Genomic DNA, 16,876 nt, shown 5'->3' with positions numbered 1-16,876 from the left:
GAAGTGCGCCCGACATTCGGACCCAACTCAAAGCAAAAATTGCTTACCAGAAGCAGCGGACGTTCAGTAACGTCCAAGCTCCCCGGCGGCAATAGAGCGTAGCGGCGTTGCCGTCCGATGCCGCGCCTGTTGATGCGAACCTATTGAAGCTCTTTGAGATTCAGGGCAACGCTGGCAGGCCCAGCTCCTTGAGGAAGACATTGTGTTTGTCCCGTGCATCCTTGATATTCTGCTCCAGGGTGACCAGCTCGGAATTGATTTTCTGCAAATCGACTTCAGCCTCGCCCACCGCCGTACTGATATAGCGCGAGATATTCAGGTTGAAGTCGTTTTTCTCGATCTCCGCCATCGACACCCGCCGTGAATAGCGCGTCTCTTCCTTTCGGAATTGGTAAGTGTCGATGATCTTTTGGATGTGCAGCTTGCTAAGTTGGTTCTGGCGTTTTCCTTTGTCGAAGTTCTCGGGGCCGCTGGCGTTAATGAAGAGCACATCGTCGGGCTTCTTGCACTTCTTCAGCACGAGGATGCAAACCGGGATTCCGGTGGAGTAGAAAAGATTGGCAGGCAGGCCGATGACGGTGTCGATGTGGCCGTCCTTGAGTAGCTTGGTGCGGATGCGTTCCTCGGCACCGCCACGGAAGAGCACGCCGTGGGGCAGGATGATCGCCATCACGCCCTCGTCTTTGAGGAAGTGGAAGCCGTGTAGCAGGAAGGCGAAATCGGCGGCGGATTTGGGGGCGAGGCCGTGGCTTTTGAAGCGCACGTCGTCGGCCAACGCGTCGGTCGGCTCCCAGCGGTAGCTGAACGGCGGATTGGCGACGACGGCGTCAAAACTTGGCTTCTTCGCCGGGTTCTGCTCGCGCATCATGTCCCACTCGTTGAGCAGGGTGTCGCCGTGGAAGATCTCGAACTCCGTGTCCTTCACCCCGTGCAGCAGCATGTTCATGCGCGCCAGGTTGTAGGTGGTGATGTTCTTTTCCTGGCCGAAGATTTTGCCGATGGTGCCGCCGGCCTTGGCCACCTTCTTGCGCACGTTGAGCAACAGCGAACCGGAGCCACAGGCAAAATCTAGCACGCTCTCCAGCCGCTGCTTGGTCCCGGTTTTCGGTTCCTGGCTGTCCAGCGTGACGATGGCGGAAAGGATGTCGGAAATCTGCTGCGGCGTGTAGAACTCGCCCGCCTTCTTGCCGGACCCGGCTGCAAACTGGCCGATCAGGTATTCGTAGGCATCGCCCAGCGCGTCGATGCTCGTGGAGAACTCCGCCAGCCCTTCGGCGATCTTCTGGATGATGGCGCACAGCTTGGCGTTCCGGTCCTCATACTTCTTGCCCAGCTTGGGTGAACCCAGGTCGATCTCGGAGAACAGGCCCTGGAAGGTGCTCTCGAAAGACTCCGTCTCGATGTACTTGAAGCCTGCTTGCAGCGTGTTGAGCAGCTCGCCGTTCTGCGTGCGGGCCAGGTTGGCGATGCTGTTCCACAGGTGAGCGGGCTGGATGACGTAATGCACCTTGCGCCGCATCTGCTTCTCGAACGCCGGGATGTCGTCCACGTTGTTCGCATACCAGAGCGCCAGCGGCACCTTGCGGGTATCGCCGCCGACATCCGGGTAGTCCCGCCCCAGCTCCTTCTTCGCTGCCGTCTCGTAGTTGTCGGAGAGATAGCGCAGGAAAAGGAAGGACAGCATGTAGTCGCGGAAGTCGTCCGCGTCCATCGCCCCGCGCAGTTGGTCGGCGATGCTCCAGAGGGTGTTACCCAGTTGCTTTTGGTTGGTTTCGGTCATTTCTTCGGGCGTCGTTTGATTTTGGTTTCCAGCGCGGTGAGGTCGGCCTCGTCCTGCTGGTCAGCTGCGATGGCTTCCTGCCGTTTGCGGCCTTGGTCGAACTGGAGGTAAAGCTCACCCGTGCGCGCTTCCATCTGCTCGTGGCTGATGGTGCCGGCGTGGGTGAGCAGCGGGAAACCATTGGACGTGATGATCTGATCCACATTCTGCTTCCAGAAGGCCATGCGCGTCTCCTGCTTGCTCTTAGCCCGTAGTTCGGCCGTTTCCAGAAAGATGACCACCAGCCTGTTCAGGGTGTCGATCTCGTCCTCGGTCAGGTAGTTCTTGGCCACGACGATGTCCGCCTTACGCACCTTGTCGCCCTTCCAGGCGAGCAGGCCAAAATGTGGATCAGCAGGATTCGCCCGCGCGGTGATGAGTTCGGCGGCGGTCTGCCGCGTCACGGCAAAGATCAACAGGTTCTGCACCGTGGCGAAGAAGATTTGCGTGGCCTTGTCCGTCTTGTCGTAGTCGCTGGAGAGGGAAAAGAGGTCGCGTACTTTCTGGTAAAAGCGCTTCTCGGAAGCCCGGATGTCCCGGATGCGCGCCAGCATCTCGTCGAAGTAATCCGGGCGTCCGTCTGGGTTCTTCATCCGCTCGTCGTCCATCACGAAGCCCTTGCTCAGGTACTCCTTCAGTATGGTTGAGGCCCAGCGGCGGAACTGCACCCCGCGAGGCGAGCGCACGCGGTAGCCCACGGCCAGAATGGCGTCGAGGTTGTAGAGCAGTGTCTGGTAGCGCTTGCCATCGGCGGCAGTTGTCAAGGATTCCTTGACAACTGAGTCATCGCCCAACTCCCCGTCCTCGAAGATGTTTTTCAGGTGCAGGGAGATGTTTTGCTTCGTGGCATCGAAGAGTTCGGCCATCTCCAACTGCGTCAGCCAGACGGTCTGCTCCTGCGCCCGCAGCTTGATCTGGCTGCGGCCGTCTTCTGTGGTGTAGAGAATCAGGTCGTTCATGGTGTCTATGCTGGTGCCCGGTGGGATGCAGGTGCGGTTGCTGATCCTGCCACTGCAGGGCGGAATGAATAGCGGTCCAAGAAAACGTTGAGAATCTCGCGGAACATCTTCTTGTCCGTGGAGGTGATCGATTCAGATTCGAAGACCGAGTACTTGGCATGACTTCTGACATTCAAAAAGCGCGCGTAGAGGGCCTTATTAGCATGCCCTTCAAAACATGTAGAGATGTGTTGTCGGCCAAAGAATATGGCGGTTTTCTCGAGAATGCTACGGAGCGAGTTGAAATGATATTGTGAAATCTTTCCAGATTTGGCCACCGCACGCAGCTCGTCCAAGGCCGCGACATGATGCAGAAAGGGGGACTCGCCTGTATCTTCGAGAGTGTATGTCTGGGCCTCATTCAGCCGGTGCAGAATGTATGCCTTCTTCCTAATATTGTCTTTGCCCTCAGGGGGTCTCTTCCCCGTAAGTTCATTGAACATCACATTGAAGAACAAGCCATGGTGCGTAGAGATCACGACCTTCAACTTATTGTTTTCATTTTTCAGCAATCCACCTAGACCAGCCGCAACGGCAATTGTGTTGTGCTCATCCAGCGACGAGATGGGATCATCGATATAAACATACTTTACCCAATCGTATGGCGCTCCCTTTTCAGCTTCGATGGCGAGTTGGAGAATGGCCAAGAAGAAGCACCAGATAAAAATGTTTTCCTCGCCTCGGGAGATTTTGATGTCCTCAAGCCGCCTGCGATTTCCGGCCACCGTCACGTCGCGATGAAAGCGTATCTCGGCCGCAGCGTAGTCAATTCTGAAATCAAAGTCAGCGTGCTGATGAAGAAGTGGGCGAATGAGGTCTTCAATGCCCATTCCGTCAAGGCCATCAAAGAAGCGAGACTGAGCCTTAAACTTAATTTTGCGTTCCCGGTCCTCATTGAGGTCGTTGTCCCAATCAAAGAGGTCTTCAGTAAAGGCATTGAAGTAAAGAGTGTCCCGTTTCTCCTCCTTCTTGCCCAAGTCTTTAAATTCCATCGACAGGCGAGTTTTCCCCACGCCATTGTGTGCAAATACCAGAACGAAATCATTTCCTGAAACCGGTGTAGTGCCTTTCCGATTGGCCGTCTTCTTGCGTTTGTTAACTCCCTTTAAATCCCTGCGGAGTTTTTTTGCCAGTGACTCCAGCGATCTGAATTTGTTGATGGTTGTTATCTTGCTCATGATTGGATGGCATCAGGGGATGGAAATAGCTGCTGCATCAGACCCTCCTTGTAAGACTTGAGGGTATCGAGCTTCTCGATTTCAGCGGCGATCGTGTTGTCGAGGCTCGTGAGGCAGTCTGCGATCTTCCTCTGTTCGACCAATGTCGGGAAAGCGCTTTGCCAGCTCTCGATTGCCCCTTTAGTGATATGCATGATGCCAAGCCCATTCGTAGTCTTGGCCTTCATGTTTTCAGTTTCATTTTCGAGGGTGATGAAGAGGAACTGCTTGTCGATTCCACGCTGCTCAATCACTTTCCAAATGTGGTAGTGATAAATGGATTTTTCGCCGCGCCAGATGCGGGGTCCAAAGGACGCGGACCACGCATAAAGCAGGTCGCCCTTCTCACAATACTTCGTCTCATCCAACTCAAGATCTGAGTAATACCAAGCGTTGCTGGTGAAGAAGTTCCCAACACGTAGAACTGGGTATTTCCCAGATTCGAGCAGCTCTTCCTGTTTGTAGGCTCGGCCGTTGTAGAAAATCGCGGCTTGGCCCAAGGCCATCCTTTTCCACTCGCCGACGTTTTGGAATTCCGGGAAGCGGAGGCGGGGTTGGGTTTCACCTTCGCGGGGGAAAAGCTGCTGCATCAGCCCTTTCTTATGGGTCTTGAGCGCCCCCACTTTTCGCGCTTGACCGGCCATCAGCTCGTCCACCGAACTCAGGCACTCGGCGATTTTTTGTTGTTCTACTTCTGTCGGCGGGCAATAAAATTTAGTTATTTTTGCATTCTGAATTGTGTACGTGCCAACTGTGGAAACGGACGCTTGCTTCAGAATTTGGTCTTGAATCACATCGGATTCAAAACAATACTTGAAGAAGAGGGATGAGATCCCGCCCTTCCTTGAAAACCAAATGACGTTGCCATCCTTAAAATAGAATTCGTCACCTTTTTTTACCAAATAGGAAATACCCAGCGTTCCTACCCCGCTTATTAAGAAATCACCCTCTCGTGGTGCCCCGTATTTTTGAGTGATTTCTTCGAAGAGTGGCTTGGAGATGAATATTTCGCTTGAAAAGGGTTCATTCTTGCTCAGTGAGACCAACTCTCTAGTCCGGTAGAAAGGTATGCCCTGTGCGATCCAGTCTTGCTGCAATACTCTCTTACTGGAGCCAACATTGAAGAAGTCTTCAATATGTTTTTGTTCCCAGCTCCCCGTCCCAAAAAACTCCGGAAACCGCAGCTTCGGCACCAGCGCGGGCCTTGCATCTTCCGTCGCTGCAGTGGTTTTTGTCTTACTGCTCATAGGCGCTGAGTCCTGAGATGTCGCGGCCATCGGCGCGTTTGACGAGGTAGGGGGCGCAATCTTCCATCAGGGCGCTTTCCTTGTGGGTGCGCTCTTTCCAGCCGAGGTCATACGGGGCGTAGAGGTCGCTGAGTTTTTCGCCATCGAAGATCATGCGGTCAAGGATGCCGTCCACGAAGCTTTGCAAGGCAGCGGTCGCGAGGCCGTGCTTGGCGGCGATGGCGGCGAGTTCCTTGGCGTTCTTCTCGGCCTTAAAGCGGGTGTAACCCTCGCGGATGGCGGTTTCGCTGAGGCCCTCGCCGGCCTTGAGCGTGCCGATGTATTCGGCGATGGCGTCGCGCTCGTTCATGAACTTGGCATCGGCGCTGATGAGGCCGATGAGTTCCTCGCGGCTCATCTTGGATTTGCCCGGCCCTTTTTGCGAGAACTTGGCGATGAGGCCCATGATGTAGTCGTAGTCGATGACGGCGGAGGCGAAGAGCACGAACTCGAAGTCGAGCTGATCCACGGGGTCGTCGGCGTCGGGGCCATCACCCGCCTTGCAGCTCTTACCCCGCTGATCTCTGAGTTTTTTGGCGGTTTCCAGATACTGGCCCTTGAAGCCGCGCAGATTGTCCTCGGGCAGCACTTGCTCGATGCTGGCTTTGTTTTCTCCGGTGAGGTCGGTGTATTGGTCGAGCTGGGTCTTGAGGCGCTGGACTTCCTTGAAGTGGCAGATGAAGGCGGCGCGGGCCTCGTCACCCTTCAAATTGGCGACCGCGGAGGGCGTGCAGCTTAGGCCCTGGGAGTTCATGAAGTCATCGAGCTTTTGTACGGCGGACTCCAGCTTCTTGATCACCACGGGCGCTTTGTCCACGAGCCAGATTTCCCGCGCCTGTTCGCCGGTCTTCTCGCCGGAAAAGAGGGTGATGGCGGCATCCACGGCGTCCCGCTGCTGGCGGAAGTCGAGGATGTTGCCGTAGGGTTTGGTGCCGTTGAGCACGCGGTTGGTGCGGGAGAAGGCCTGGATGAGGCCGTGGTGCTGGAGCTTCTTGTCCACGTAGAGGGTGTTTAGGAACTTCGAATCGAAGCCGGTGAGCAGCATGTCCACGACGATCGTGATGTCGATCTTCTGCGCGGCGGGGTAGTCGGCATTCGGCCACTGCTGGTCTTTGATGCGCTTTTGCACATCCTGGTAGTAGAGGTCGAATTCGCTGAGGCGGTGATTGGTGCCGTAGCGTGCGTTGTAGTCCGAGAGGATGGCTTCAAGCGCTTTCTTCTTCGCGTCCGGCTCGACCTTGTTGTCTTCCTGCTCTTGCGGTAAATCTTCGGAGAGCTGTTCGATGTCCTTTTTGCTTTCGGGATTCTCCGCGAGCTGTGCGGGCGGGGAGAAGACGCAGGCGATGTTCAGCGGTTTGAAGTCGGGATCGGTGGCCGCCTTCTCCGCCTGCATGGTTTTGAACAGCGCGTGGTAATCGATGGCGTCGTTGATGGATGCGGTGGCGAGGATGGCGTTGAAGCGGCGTCCGCCGGTGGCGGCATCGTGTTTGGCAAGAATGGCTTCGATGACCGCCTTCTTGGCGATGGCTTCGCCGGGCTTCGGCGGATTTTTGCCCTCAGGCTTGAAGTAGTCGATGTGGAAGCGCAGGACGTTGCCGTCCTCGATGGCGTGGGTGATGGTGTAGGCGTGGAGCTGCTTCTGGAAGAGTTCTTCGGTGGTTTGGTAAGAAGCTACCTCGCCGTCGATTTTTACGCGACTGGCGTTGCCCTTGGGGCCACCAAATATGGGCGTTCCAGTGAAACCAAAGAGCTGCGCCTTGGGAAAGAAGGCTTTTATGGTTTTGTGGTTCTCGCCAAACTGCGAGCGGTGGCATTCGTCGAAGATGAAGACGATGCGTTTGTCCTTGAGCGCTTCGAGCTGTTCCTTGTAGGTGGCCTGGCCGTTTTTTCTGCGCTGCTTGTTGCGTTTACTGTTTTCATCCAGCGCCAGGCCAAGCTTCTGGATGGTGGTGACGATGACCTTGTCGGCGTAGTCCTCGGAAAGCAGGCGACGCACGAGGGCGGCGGTGTTGGTGTTTTCTTCGACGCAGCCTTCCTGGAACTTGTTGAATTCTTCCCGCGTCTGGCGGTCGAGGTCTTTGCGGTCCACAACGAACACGCATTTGTGGATGTGGTCGTTTTCTTTCAGCAGGGTGGAGGCCTTGAAGGAGGTGAGCGTCTTGCCGCTGCCGGTGGTGTGCCAGATGTAGCCATTGCCGTTGTCTTCGTCGATGCACTTCACCATGTGCTGCACGGCATAGACTTGGTAGGGCCGCATGATCATGAGCTTTTGCTCGCCAGCGAGCAGCACCATGTAGCGGCTGATGGTCCGCCCGAGGTCGCACTTTTTCAGGAAGCGCTCGGCGAATTCGTCGAGCTGGGTGATCTTGCGATTGTCCTCGTCAGCGAACTCGTAGATGGGCAGGAAGCGCTCGTCGGCATTGAAAGCGAAGTGGCGGGCGTTGTTGTTGGCGAAGTAGTAGCTGCGGTCGCGGTTGCTGACGATGAACAGCTGCATGAAGCAGAGCAGCGTCTTGGTGTAGCCGTTGCCGGGGTCGTGCTTGTATTCGACGATCTGCTCCATGGCCCGGCGAGGATTGACGCCGAGGGTCTTCAACTCGATCTGCACAACCGGCACGCCGTTGATGAGAAGAATCACATCGTAGCGGTGGTGGCTGTTGTCGGTATTGATGCGGAGCTGGTTGATGACCTCGAAGTGGTTTTTGCACCAGTCCTTGATATTGACCAGGGTGTAGTTCAGCGGCGTGTCATCGTCGCGGGTAAAGGCATTGATGCTGCGCAGGGTCTTGGCAGCTGTGAAGACATCCGGAGTGACGATTTCATCCAACAGCCTGGCGAACTCGGTATCCGTGAGACGGACACGGTTCAGCGCCTCGAATTTGTCGCGGAAGTTTTTCTCCAGCGCGGCGCGGTCAGTGATGTCCGAGCGATATTCGTATTTAAGCCCCGTCAGTCTGTCGATGAAGCTTTGTTCGATTTGTTGTTCAATCATCGTTGGTGCTCTGCAATCTCGGTAACTGAGGGTAATTTCGGCCGCGCAAATGCCATTCTAGTTAATGTCTGAATAGGAGAATCGGATTATATAAGTTGGGTGGCTGCTGACAGCACCAGACCGGCCGCTAGGCACCGGACCGGTCAATGGCAGCTGAGGCCGAATACCCGTCTCCCCCCGCCGGTTCGCCCGCTTTCCAAGCCGCCCGCTGCCTTAGAGACGATGGCCGACTAGCTTCACTGGATCAAAGCTGAACACATGCTCCCGCGGCGCATCGGCACATCGCCCAACGGTGCGCCGCGGCCATTCTGGAGCCCCTCTGGCCAGATGCATATCGCCTCCACACACGGGGCAGGTAGCCACGTAGCGCACCAGTCGCAAAACTTCGCCGGAATCGGTGCGCTTACGCTCAAGCTGCGCCGGGGCCGCCTTGATCGGCAACCATTCGTCCGGCAACGGGGTAATGCGGTCTTCACGCGCGAGAAGAACTGGCCGCCACTGCTGCCACCACATCAGACCGCCGATGCCTACAAGGAAAAGAAGGCCGAGGTCACGAGTCCCAATTGGGCGGTTCTCAATAACCATCATGCCCACCGCCGATATGGAGAAGATGAGCATGAACAGGGACGAGCCCAAGAGGTTGAAACGCAGGAGGTTGTGTCGCAGTGAACCGATGCCCATCTCGCCTGCGCTGAACAACCTTCGCAGTAGTAAGTTGGAGAGCTTGACAGGCAAGTCATTGGGCTGCCAATAGAGCACTTCTTCGACTATTGGCACTACCAGAGCGCCTGTTGCAGTATCGACGTCTGGGTTATTGGTTTCCTGCAGCGATTCTTCAGCGCCTCCTTCGATTAGGGGGACCATCCGCAATGAGTTCACAGCCCTGTTACCGCGTCCCCCTCCTCCTCGGCGATCGAGGATGGGCTCGAAATCGACACCAGCGCGGCACATCGCAAGACGTACTCGTCTACGCCGGGACTCCCACCACGTCTTGACACTCTTCCAGAGGTTGCTGGTGGCGGCAATGCCTGCCCAATCGCACAACTCCTCGGTGGTGAAACATCGGGCACTTTCTGACATGTTGATACGGTCCAGGCTTCGCCGGGTGAGTTCGTTAAGGATGTGCCAACCATCGGCATCGGACTGCTCTTGCTCCAGCCACCTGGCCAGCACTTTGAGCTCCCTTTCTCCCGCAAACGGGGTATCACAGGCTTTTCCGTAGTTTCCATCAGGCTCCGCGGCCACACTGAGCTCGTCGCTGAAACACAGATCAGCGGCACAAGAGGGGGCAGTTAGAGTTGGTGTATTCATGATCTCGGTTAAGAACATCGGGATGTCGAAACAATTCTAACGCCGCAACTAGCCGCCCCCGTCCATCAAGCTGACATTACGCCAAAGTTGGAGAACGAGATGAGCAACAAGGACATCGTTGCGGAAGGCGCACGACATTTCAGGGATCGCAAGCATTACAAGAACCCATACGAGTCCGGCACCGACGCTTTCAATGATTTCGAACGCGGTTGGGTGCAAGCGCTAAAGCGCGCGAATCTCTACAACGCCAGTACTTTCTTCAGGTCAGGGCCGGAAAATGACAAGCCTGACTGCCCCCCTCATCAAATCCATGGTCACGATAACCAGTGGCAGGTGCGAGAGCCGAACCAGCCGCTTAGTGAGATGGACGTGAACGACAACTCCGGCCGAAGTTCTGACGTTTGCACCACGAAGTCCTAATGAAAAAAGCTCCCTTGGGAGCTTTTTTCATTATCGATGTCAGTAATTCTTCACTAACCTGGCACAGTTTTCACTTTCTGTGTCATCCGACAAACGTGTAGCGGTGGGCATAAATTGGCAGAGCCCTCCTCGCTTTGCGCGGCTTTTCAGGAGGTTGCTAAGCAAAATTTGGCAGAGATGCAGGCATAAATTGACAGACGCGAAAAGGACGCCTGACTGCAAAAAAATGTATAAAAAATAGATACTTAGAAGTATACTTTTTGTGGAGGAAATTTCAAGTTTAACCTTAGACTGTTGCGGCATCCCGATGCCTAGTTGCTGCCTCGCTCGTTGAGTTCCCTGATGAGCTTTTCTCGCGCAATCGGGTCTCGCGGAACCAACCCCCACCATGGATCGAAAACGAGTAGTGAGTTACCGCTTTGCATGGGTGACTCCGACGACGCTTGCAACACTGGCGGGACGCGCGGCTTCACTCGCGGAGGCGCTGGGCTTTGGGGTGCGGTATCCGTGGCTTCGTGGATGTGTGTTGGTTCATAGGGCTCATCTTTGACCGCGATATCCAGGTGTAACCATCGTCGGATGCCGGGGTCGAGGACAACTAGTCCCCTGAGTGTTGCAGTGGTCCAACCTGCACGTTGGCGACGGTAGGCGCTAGACAGGTCGATCTCAACGGTGGGTATCCCTGTCCGAGTGATTTCTGCGCATTTGTCATCGCCGCATCGGTGCGTCACTGTGATTTCAACATGTAGGACGGTAGATTCCGAGCGCAGTACGACGTCTGGGCGTTGTCCGTGCCATCGTAGTTCGTCGGGTAAGAGCGCCTCCTCGTACAGCGTAGGCTCGAACTCAAGCGGGAGAAGTAGTTGACGCTCGTCGGCGAGGATTTGTTTGGCCATCCGGTGAAGCGCAGTCTCTTGCCCCGTTCCACAGCTTCGGCCGCGATGAGCAAAATGGTGAACGCGGTGAGGGCCTTTTTTGGCGATTAATGGGGCTTTACACGCTGGGCAGAAGCAGCCACAGGGGAGCCCGCGATCGACTTCCCTGATGGAGCGCATCCGCCCCTCCGAGTCCATGCCGAAATCTAGTGTGCGGTCGATCGATCTAGCCATGATCGACCTCTGCGCGAAGTTCGTCTGAAACGATGGCGCGAAACTGATGAAACACAATCCAGTTCTGGTACTGGCCTTCCCATCGTCCTCTGTTCCGACAGATGGGCTCGACGATGGCTCGGATAGGGTCGTTGCACGGATGCCAGACAGCCATGTCACCCGATGGGAGCGGGCGTAGATGGATCGGAACACCATGAATATGCAGAATGACGACGTTCGACATGACCTTTCTCCTTGCGTGATGGGAGAGGTCAGGTTAGGTGCTCAAACCCGCGTAAATGCTGGACGCGGCCGGTATTGGAACGGTCTCCGGACGGTTCGCTGCTAGACTATTGGCATTATTACGGGGTGTGAGAATGAGTGATCTCTCGGATGGAGCTGTTGAGACGGCTGAGCCCAGTCCTGCCGAACTTGTTCGCTACGCTGGCTGGTTTCAACGCTTCATCGATCCGGACCGGAACGCGGACTACAGGGGCGTTCCGTGGGATGTCTTCAGGGGCCTCTTGATTCAGCATTCGGCTGACTGGAAAGACGGAACCCCTGCTAACCCAGTAGCAACGAAGGAGCTCTGGTCGAGCGTCGTTGAGGGGAGGGGCGAAAGCGCAGCGGCCGTGGACGGAAGCAAGGCGCGCAAGAGACTGAATGATCACTGGTCGGAACTCGAAACGATGTTTCGCGAGCTCGTCGGGCGGTTTTCGGCGGGCGCAGTAAAAGAAGGTTTTGACGGGCTCCTGTGGCCTGTCAAAGATCGCTCGCCAGGTGGTCGCAGTGCGACGTATCGGCTGGAATGGCGTCCGGTCGGTGCGACTGTCGAACAGCCAACGCTACCAGCGACTTACAGCGAGCTTCCCTTCGTGCTGCGTTATCACGAAGACAAGTCCAGTCTTAGATTCTCGTGGCTGGGGCGGTTATTCTTTCTTCCGCTTTTTTTCAGGCGGCAAAGCGAACGGGCTGTGCGGGTGGACGGACGCAGACGGTACGTTCCTGTACTGGCCCTCGGGATGCTTGCGCTCATGACTGGGCTTTTGCTGCTACTTGCGCTTGCGACGACTACGTCTTCAGGGCTGAACTGGACGCTGATGCTGATGTCCGCTGTGTTCTACTGGGTTCTGCTTCATCCGTTGGCCCGCCTCTATGACCGAAAAATCATTATGGCGTCGCCGCTCTTCTACCCATTCAAGGAACGTGACTGTCAGGTTGAACTTACATGGGACGACGACGCGGCCGAGAACAATCGTACGTATGGATATAACCTGAGGCTTGTCAGATACGCGGCAGAATGCCCCCTGTGCGGCGCTAAGGTTTGGGTGAATGATGGCAAGCTCGAATTTTTTGATCGCCTTGTTGGCCGGTGTACTGATGAGCCTGGGGAGCATGTGTTCAGTTTCGACCACCAGCTCCTGTCGGGCTATTGGCTACGAGCGCCGCGCCGCTAGGAGCGTTCGTAAGTGATTTGGTGCGGGCCTTGTGCGCATAGTTTCCTCCATGCGCCTTTGCCAGGCTGATTCGTCCAAGCAAGTTGCCTTGTTTAGCATCCCCTTATCGTTCTTGGTTAGCGAGTGCCGATGGAGTTCAGTGTCCAAGGATCGCTTCGTTGCGGGAGCAAGGTTCTGAATTGACAGGGTACTGCGATGCCAGGGACGTTCCTTGGGCAGAAAAGAGATCGGAGTACCGCTCATGTTTCATCGGGCGGACTCTTCACTTCCTGTTCTTCTGAGCTGCCGGACTGACATGTCGCGCGACTCGTTCGCTGCATCACGTCCGTGCCCTGGTCCGGCTCATCCGCAGTTGCTTTCAGGAAGTGATATTCCACGCGCACTCTGACACGCGGGTCTTCATCGTGGCGTGTCAGGGAAGCAAATCGCTCAGGCAGTTTGGACGGGCAGCGACCTGTCGGGGGAAGATCAGGTCTTGGCTGCGCCATATGGCGCAGATTAATAAAGAAGTTGACGGGGGCAAATGGCGCGCGTAGTCTTCGTTACATCCGATGCACTTCAAAAGGAGTGGGTTATGAACGAAACAGCGCCCCCGACCAAGATCTCCGTTCAGATCTGGAAGCCGATAATTCAGAAGCTGAACGTGAAGCTGGAGAACGCATGTTTGCGGCGAGATGCGTATCTGAAGAAGATCCTAGATTTCGAGCTAAGCCGCTTGGATGAGGAGGTTTCCATCCCAAACTCGAAGGAGAGCTTCGACTATGTGTCGAAGGAACTGGATGCGTTGGATACAAAGCTCGTCAGCTTGAGTTTGTCCGACGATCTTGTAGAGAAGATGAATGACATCTTTAAGCGCAAGATGATCGTGCGGGACGCTTTCTTTAATCGGCTGTTCCTTTTGCTTGCAGCATCTCCGCGTGTGATCGACCAACTGCTTTTCCCTGCTGTCGAGTCGGAGTGGCGTGCTGATCTCTGGGCTGAGGCTGATCACTATCGAGATGCTATCCAGTCCGGCTTCTACCCGCTTGAACCGCAATCAAACCCATTTTGGGCAATCCGGGCAGGGTTTGAGTGCTATCGCGAGGAGCAGGATCTCTTCGACTACGTTGAGCCAACTAGTGGAAAAACGATCCAGGTTCAGCGGACGGTGTTTGATGAAGTAGCTCCCGCAGCAAGCCTCTATACAACGGTTTTCGGAATGAAAATCGGTGGGTACGGTCTTTTGGGACTTTCATGTTATTTGCCAGACTCGGCGATTCCGGGATCATCGGCATCCAAGAAGCTCAATGAGTTGCTTGATCTACTGTGAGGGACGCGATGATGACGAAACATGCAGCCGTTCGTGCCCAGCAACGGGCGATACCACAAATCGTGATCGACTTGCTGAGGGAGTTCGGTAGGGCCGAGCCGGCAGGTAAAGGTGCATCCAAGCTATTTTTCGACAAACGAGCCAGGCGTAAAGTAGAAACATACGCTGGACCACTCGCTGCTGCTATCGACGAGCATCTTGGTGTCTTTGCCGTCGTTGGTCCTGACGATAAGGTGATCACTGTCGGTCACCTGACAAAGCGCATTAATCGGCATTGATGCAAAGTCGCCTATCCACGATTGACCAAAAAAGGCGCCCGAGCCTCACGACTCGGGCGAAAGCTACTACAGGAGTAAATCGATTGCGGCTCGATGGTCAGTTAGTCATCGGCACCTGTAGGTTCTTCAGGAGTTTAAGTAAGGCGTTCGGCCCTCCTCGTTTCCAGTCAATTTGATATCGCATCCCTGGAGGCTCTCGGCCATCACTGGGTTCCGCGAACACGCGGTAACCGCTGTGCCGAAAGAGGTTCTCTTGAGTTCTAGCATTACGACCCGCTCTGATTCCAGAGGATTCGCATACGAGTTCGTGGCGATACATCGATGGATCAACTGCGACACTCAATGTGACGAGCGTTCCGTCGTTTGCGAGTCCGACATCTTTGTGGAGCACGATTGGCAATAGCAGTCGATCTGACTTCAACTCAATGATTCGAACTCTCATCTCAGTGCTTGTGTGCTTGCCATAAGGCGTAAGCTTTGCAGTCGTTGCAATTGAGCTCAGTTGGGCCTCATCAGCTAGTGAGATCGTCTTGATGGACATTGTTGTCTTCCTCCTGAAGCGTTCAACCTAGATCGTGTTGTTGTGTAAGCGAGTCAATCGATATCCCTAGCTTTTCAGTGACGGGACGAAACACTGATGTGGGAAAGCCGTCCGGCAACGTCGATTTGATGAACCCCCTGCGTCCCGAGAGCCACCGAATTGCTTCTTCGCGGTCGACATAGACGAAATAGCGCTCCTTTTTTGTTCGAAGACGGCGACTTGGTGGAACATCTCGCTGAGTTGCGTTTCGGACGCTACGTTCGGTCATGTTCGCAAGCAGGGCTAGTTCGGTTAGTGAAAGTCGTGATTCATCTAGATCCATCTGCTCAGCAAACATCATTACGAAGTCGTACTTGAATTCAAGCTCATGAGGAACATCCAGCTTCCAACGAGCAAAAAATTTGATGAGCAGGGGCTTCAATATCTCGATATTGCCGCTCGTTGGGACGCCATAAAATTCATCCATGTAGTTGAATGGCCGTAGCTGTGCATATGTGAAAGCCATCACATCGTATATGACCTCCCCAAAGTTGAAGAGAAACTCCGGGAAAATCCCGTCCACTGCGTAATCCCTAACCATCAGAAGCTGCGCGTAGATATCGCTGTCTTCAGCCATTTGATTCATCTTGGCTCTGTACTCTGGAGAGTCGGCGAGTCCAGCGCCAAGACTCGACCGACCGTAGAACAGATCGAGCTTTGCGCTAAGCCCATGGATCGCATCAGCTACGACCTGCAGGATGTCTTCACGTGAGAGTGCGCCAATTGTGGCGCTGCCTTTGGGGGGATACCGATAGGGGAGAAAGTTGGTCATTTGTCATTGCCTCCTCAGTGCTAACGTGTTGGACACATCCTAAGGCAAAGTCGAATCTAAATGTGCCTATATTAGTTGGCACATAAAATGACAAACGAGATAACGTGCCGTCTCAACAATGATTGGTGGTACTCGGACGTGTAACGTACCAGCAGACTGCCAATTTGATTGCGGGCCCCTGAGCAGACGAGTTCGTGATCTGCGAGAGTGCCTTAGCCTCGTGTTGAGCTGCCCCTACGTGCGCTGCTTCGAGATCACCGTGTGGACGTGTACAAGAACAGCCTGAGACGACCAATGACGCAGTCATGGATGGGCGTTGAGCTTTGCACAAAACCGGGTTGCGTTTCGGGATTTAGGGGCGTAAAAAAGTTCGCTGAGAATCCCTAAAAGATGTCGAAGAAATCCCATCATGATCAATGATCAGTCGCGAGTCGCCGAAACCCTTGCCTCTCAACGTCACGCGGGATGCGCTGAAGCGAGCGATGAGGAAGGGGGTGAGCAATGACCTTCCGCCATGTAAAGCGCGGTCCGCCGTTTCTAACATTGCCACGGCATAAGCGCAGGGAAGCGGTCATTCGCCTCAAGGGCAGGATGCGCCGCAATGCCGGCAGATTCGGGGGGCGCTTCGATAGTAGTCTCGTGCTTAACGAGCCAGGTCGTCCGGATCTGTACAAGCAGAGCTTTAACTTCTACTTCCCCGGCTCCGAGCGGTTCACGATTTGGAACGTAACTGTCATTACTGCTCGGAAAGCCTTTTGGCAAAAAACTCACGACATTGCGTACAACCGAGTTGCAGGCATGCTGACCACCGAGGAGCTCGAAATGAACTTTAAGCTGCATTTCGAGGCAGCGGAGCGCTCAAAGACGGGGAAAATCCTGTCGTACAAACTCGCAGAGCGCGACGAAATGCGTTTCGAACATCTTGGAGGATTGACGTTCGATGAACAGCTGCAAAAACTGGAAGCGGAGATCGTCTGCAACGAACCGCCAGTAGTTCATGAATCGTTTTTGCTAGATCGCAGCTATGCGTACGGTGTTGGCGTTGAGATCGTGCTCGACGTCGACGTGATTGATCAAGCAGCCATCGAAGCTGCGATTGATCGGTTCATGGCTATCGGCGAGAAGGATTGGGTAGCTCATGAACCTGTTCCCCGTGATCGGTTGCCTGCCGTGAGTGAGTCCGAGGCGTTGGCGACTGTCCAGTTCCCACCGTAGTAGTCTTGGAATGCTTCAGGCTGTTAAATAGGGGGGGCAAATTACCTTGGAAGCTGCTGCTACGTGATTTATCGGTTCGATCATCGCAAGTTCAAGGGTGGATCGACACGATGTAGCGAACTACTCCTGAGCTC

13 protein-coding genes are annotated in these 16,876 nt (G+C 55.0%); 5 read left to right on the top strand and 8 right to left on the bottom strand.

Going from position 1 to position 16,876, the window contains the following annotated elements:
- Positions 1–160 precede the first annotated feature (160 nt).
- From CEW83_RS14240 to CEW83_RS14215, 6 genes are all read right to left on the bottom strand, one after another.
- Entirely contained in the window at positions 161–1,780 is a 1,620-nt protein-coding gene (locus CEW83_RS14240; RefSeq protein WP_108949929.1) for a type I restriction-modification system subunit M, read from the bottom strand.
- Complete coding sequence (locus CEW83_RS14235; RefSeq protein ID WP_108949928.1) at positions 1,777–2,778, bottom strand: virulence RhuM family protein; 1,002 nt, start codon at positions 2,776–2,778, stop codon at positions 1,777–1,779. Before CEW83_RS14235 ends, CEW83_RS14240 begins: the two co-directional genes overlap by 4 nt.
- A gap of 5 nt (positions 2,779–2,783) precedes the next feature.
- Positions 2,784–3,647: an AAA family ATPase gene (locus CEW83_RS14230; protein WP_420094081.1), complete on the bottom strand. Its 864-nt coding sequence runs from the start codon at positions 3,645–3,647 to the stop codon at positions 2,784–2,786.
- A gap of 344 nt (positions 3,648–3,991) precedes the next feature.
- Positions 3,992–5,281: a restriction endonuclease subunit S gene (locus tag CEW83_RS14225; protein ID WP_108949926.1), complete on the bottom strand. Its 1,290-nt coding sequence runs from the start codon at positions 5,279–5,281 to the stop codon at positions 3,992–3,994.
- Positions 5,271–8,312, bottom strand: a complete 3,042-nt coding sequence (locus tag CEW83_RS14220; protein WP_108949925.1) for a type I restriction endonuclease subunit R — start codon at positions 8,310–8,312, stop codon at positions 5,271–5,273. The genes CEW83_RS14225 and CEW83_RS14220 overlap by 11 nt, the downstream gene beginning before the upstream one ends.
- A gap of 213 nt (positions 8,313–8,525) precedes the next feature.
- Complete coding sequence (locus tag CEW83_RS14215; protein ID WP_234418836.1) at positions 8,526–9,623, bottom strand: hypothetical protein; 1,098 nt, start codon at positions 9,621–9,623, stop codon at positions 8,526–8,528.
- Positions 9,624–9,722: 99 nt separating this feature from the next.
- Here CEW83_RS14215 and CEW83_RS21455 point away from each other — a divergent pair, with 99 nt between their 5' ends.
- On the top strand, positions 9,723–10,043 hold the full coding sequence (locus CEW83_RS21455; protein ID WP_234418835.1) for a hypothetical protein: 321 nt from the start codon (positions 9,723–9,725) through the stop codon (positions 10,041–10,043).
- A 311-nt stretch (positions 10,044–10,354) separates the two neighbouring features.
- On the opposite strand, the gene CEW83_RS14205 is transcribed toward CEW83_RS21455, so the two are convergent.
- Positions 10,355–11,098: a competence protein CoiA family protein gene (locus CEW83_RS14205; protein WP_234419089.1), complete on the bottom strand. Its 744-nt coding sequence runs from the start codon at positions 11,096–11,098 to the stop codon at positions 10,355–10,357.
- A gap of 410 nt (positions 11,099–11,508) precedes the next feature.
- Here CEW83_RS14205 and CEW83_RS14195 point away from each other — a divergent pair, with 410 nt between their 5' ends.
- From CEW83_RS14195 to CEW83_RS14185, 3 genes are all read left to right on the top strand, one after another.
- Positions 11,509–12,588, top strand: a complete 1,080-nt coding sequence (locus CEW83_RS14195; protein WP_108949922.1) for a hypothetical protein — start codon at positions 11,509–11,511, stop codon at positions 12,586–12,588.
- A 574-nt stretch (positions 12,589–13,162) separates the two neighbouring features.
- On the top strand, positions 13,163–13,897 hold the full coding sequence (locus CEW83_RS14190) for a hypothetical protein (protein ID WP_108949921.1): 735 nt from the start codon (positions 13,163–13,165) through the stop codon (positions 13,895–13,897).
- 8 nt (positions 13,898–13,905) lie between these two features.
- Positions 13,906–14,175 (top strand): hypothetical protein, encoded by a 270-nt coding sequence (locus tag CEW83_RS14185; RefSeq protein ID WP_234418834.1) that lies wholly within the window; start codon positions 13,906–13,908, stop codon positions 14,173–14,175.
- Positions 14,176–14,738: 563 nt separating this feature from the next.
- Here the strand turns inward: CEW83_RS14185 and CEW83_RS14180 are convergent.
- Entirely contained in the window at positions 14,739–15,527 is a 789-nt protein-coding gene (locus tag CEW83_RS14180; protein WP_108949920.1) for a hypothetical protein, read from the bottom strand.
- A 501-nt stretch (positions 15,528–16,028) separates the two neighbouring features.
- On the opposite strand from CEW83_RS14180, the gene CEW83_RS14175 reads away from it, so the two are divergent.
- Positions 16,029–16,742: a hypothetical protein gene (locus tag CEW83_RS14175; RefSeq protein WP_234418833.1), complete on the top strand. Its 714-nt coding sequence runs from the start codon at positions 16,029–16,031 to the stop codon at positions 16,740–16,742.
- Positions 16,743–16,876 lie beyond the last annotated feature (134 nt).

This window comes from Parazoarcus communis (assembly GCF_003111645.1).
Lineage (GTDB): Bacteria > Pseudomonadota > Gammaproteobacteria > Burkholderiales > Rhodocyclaceae > Parazoarcus > Parazoarcus communis_A.
This window is presented reverse-complemented; position numbering and strand designations above follow the sequence as displayed.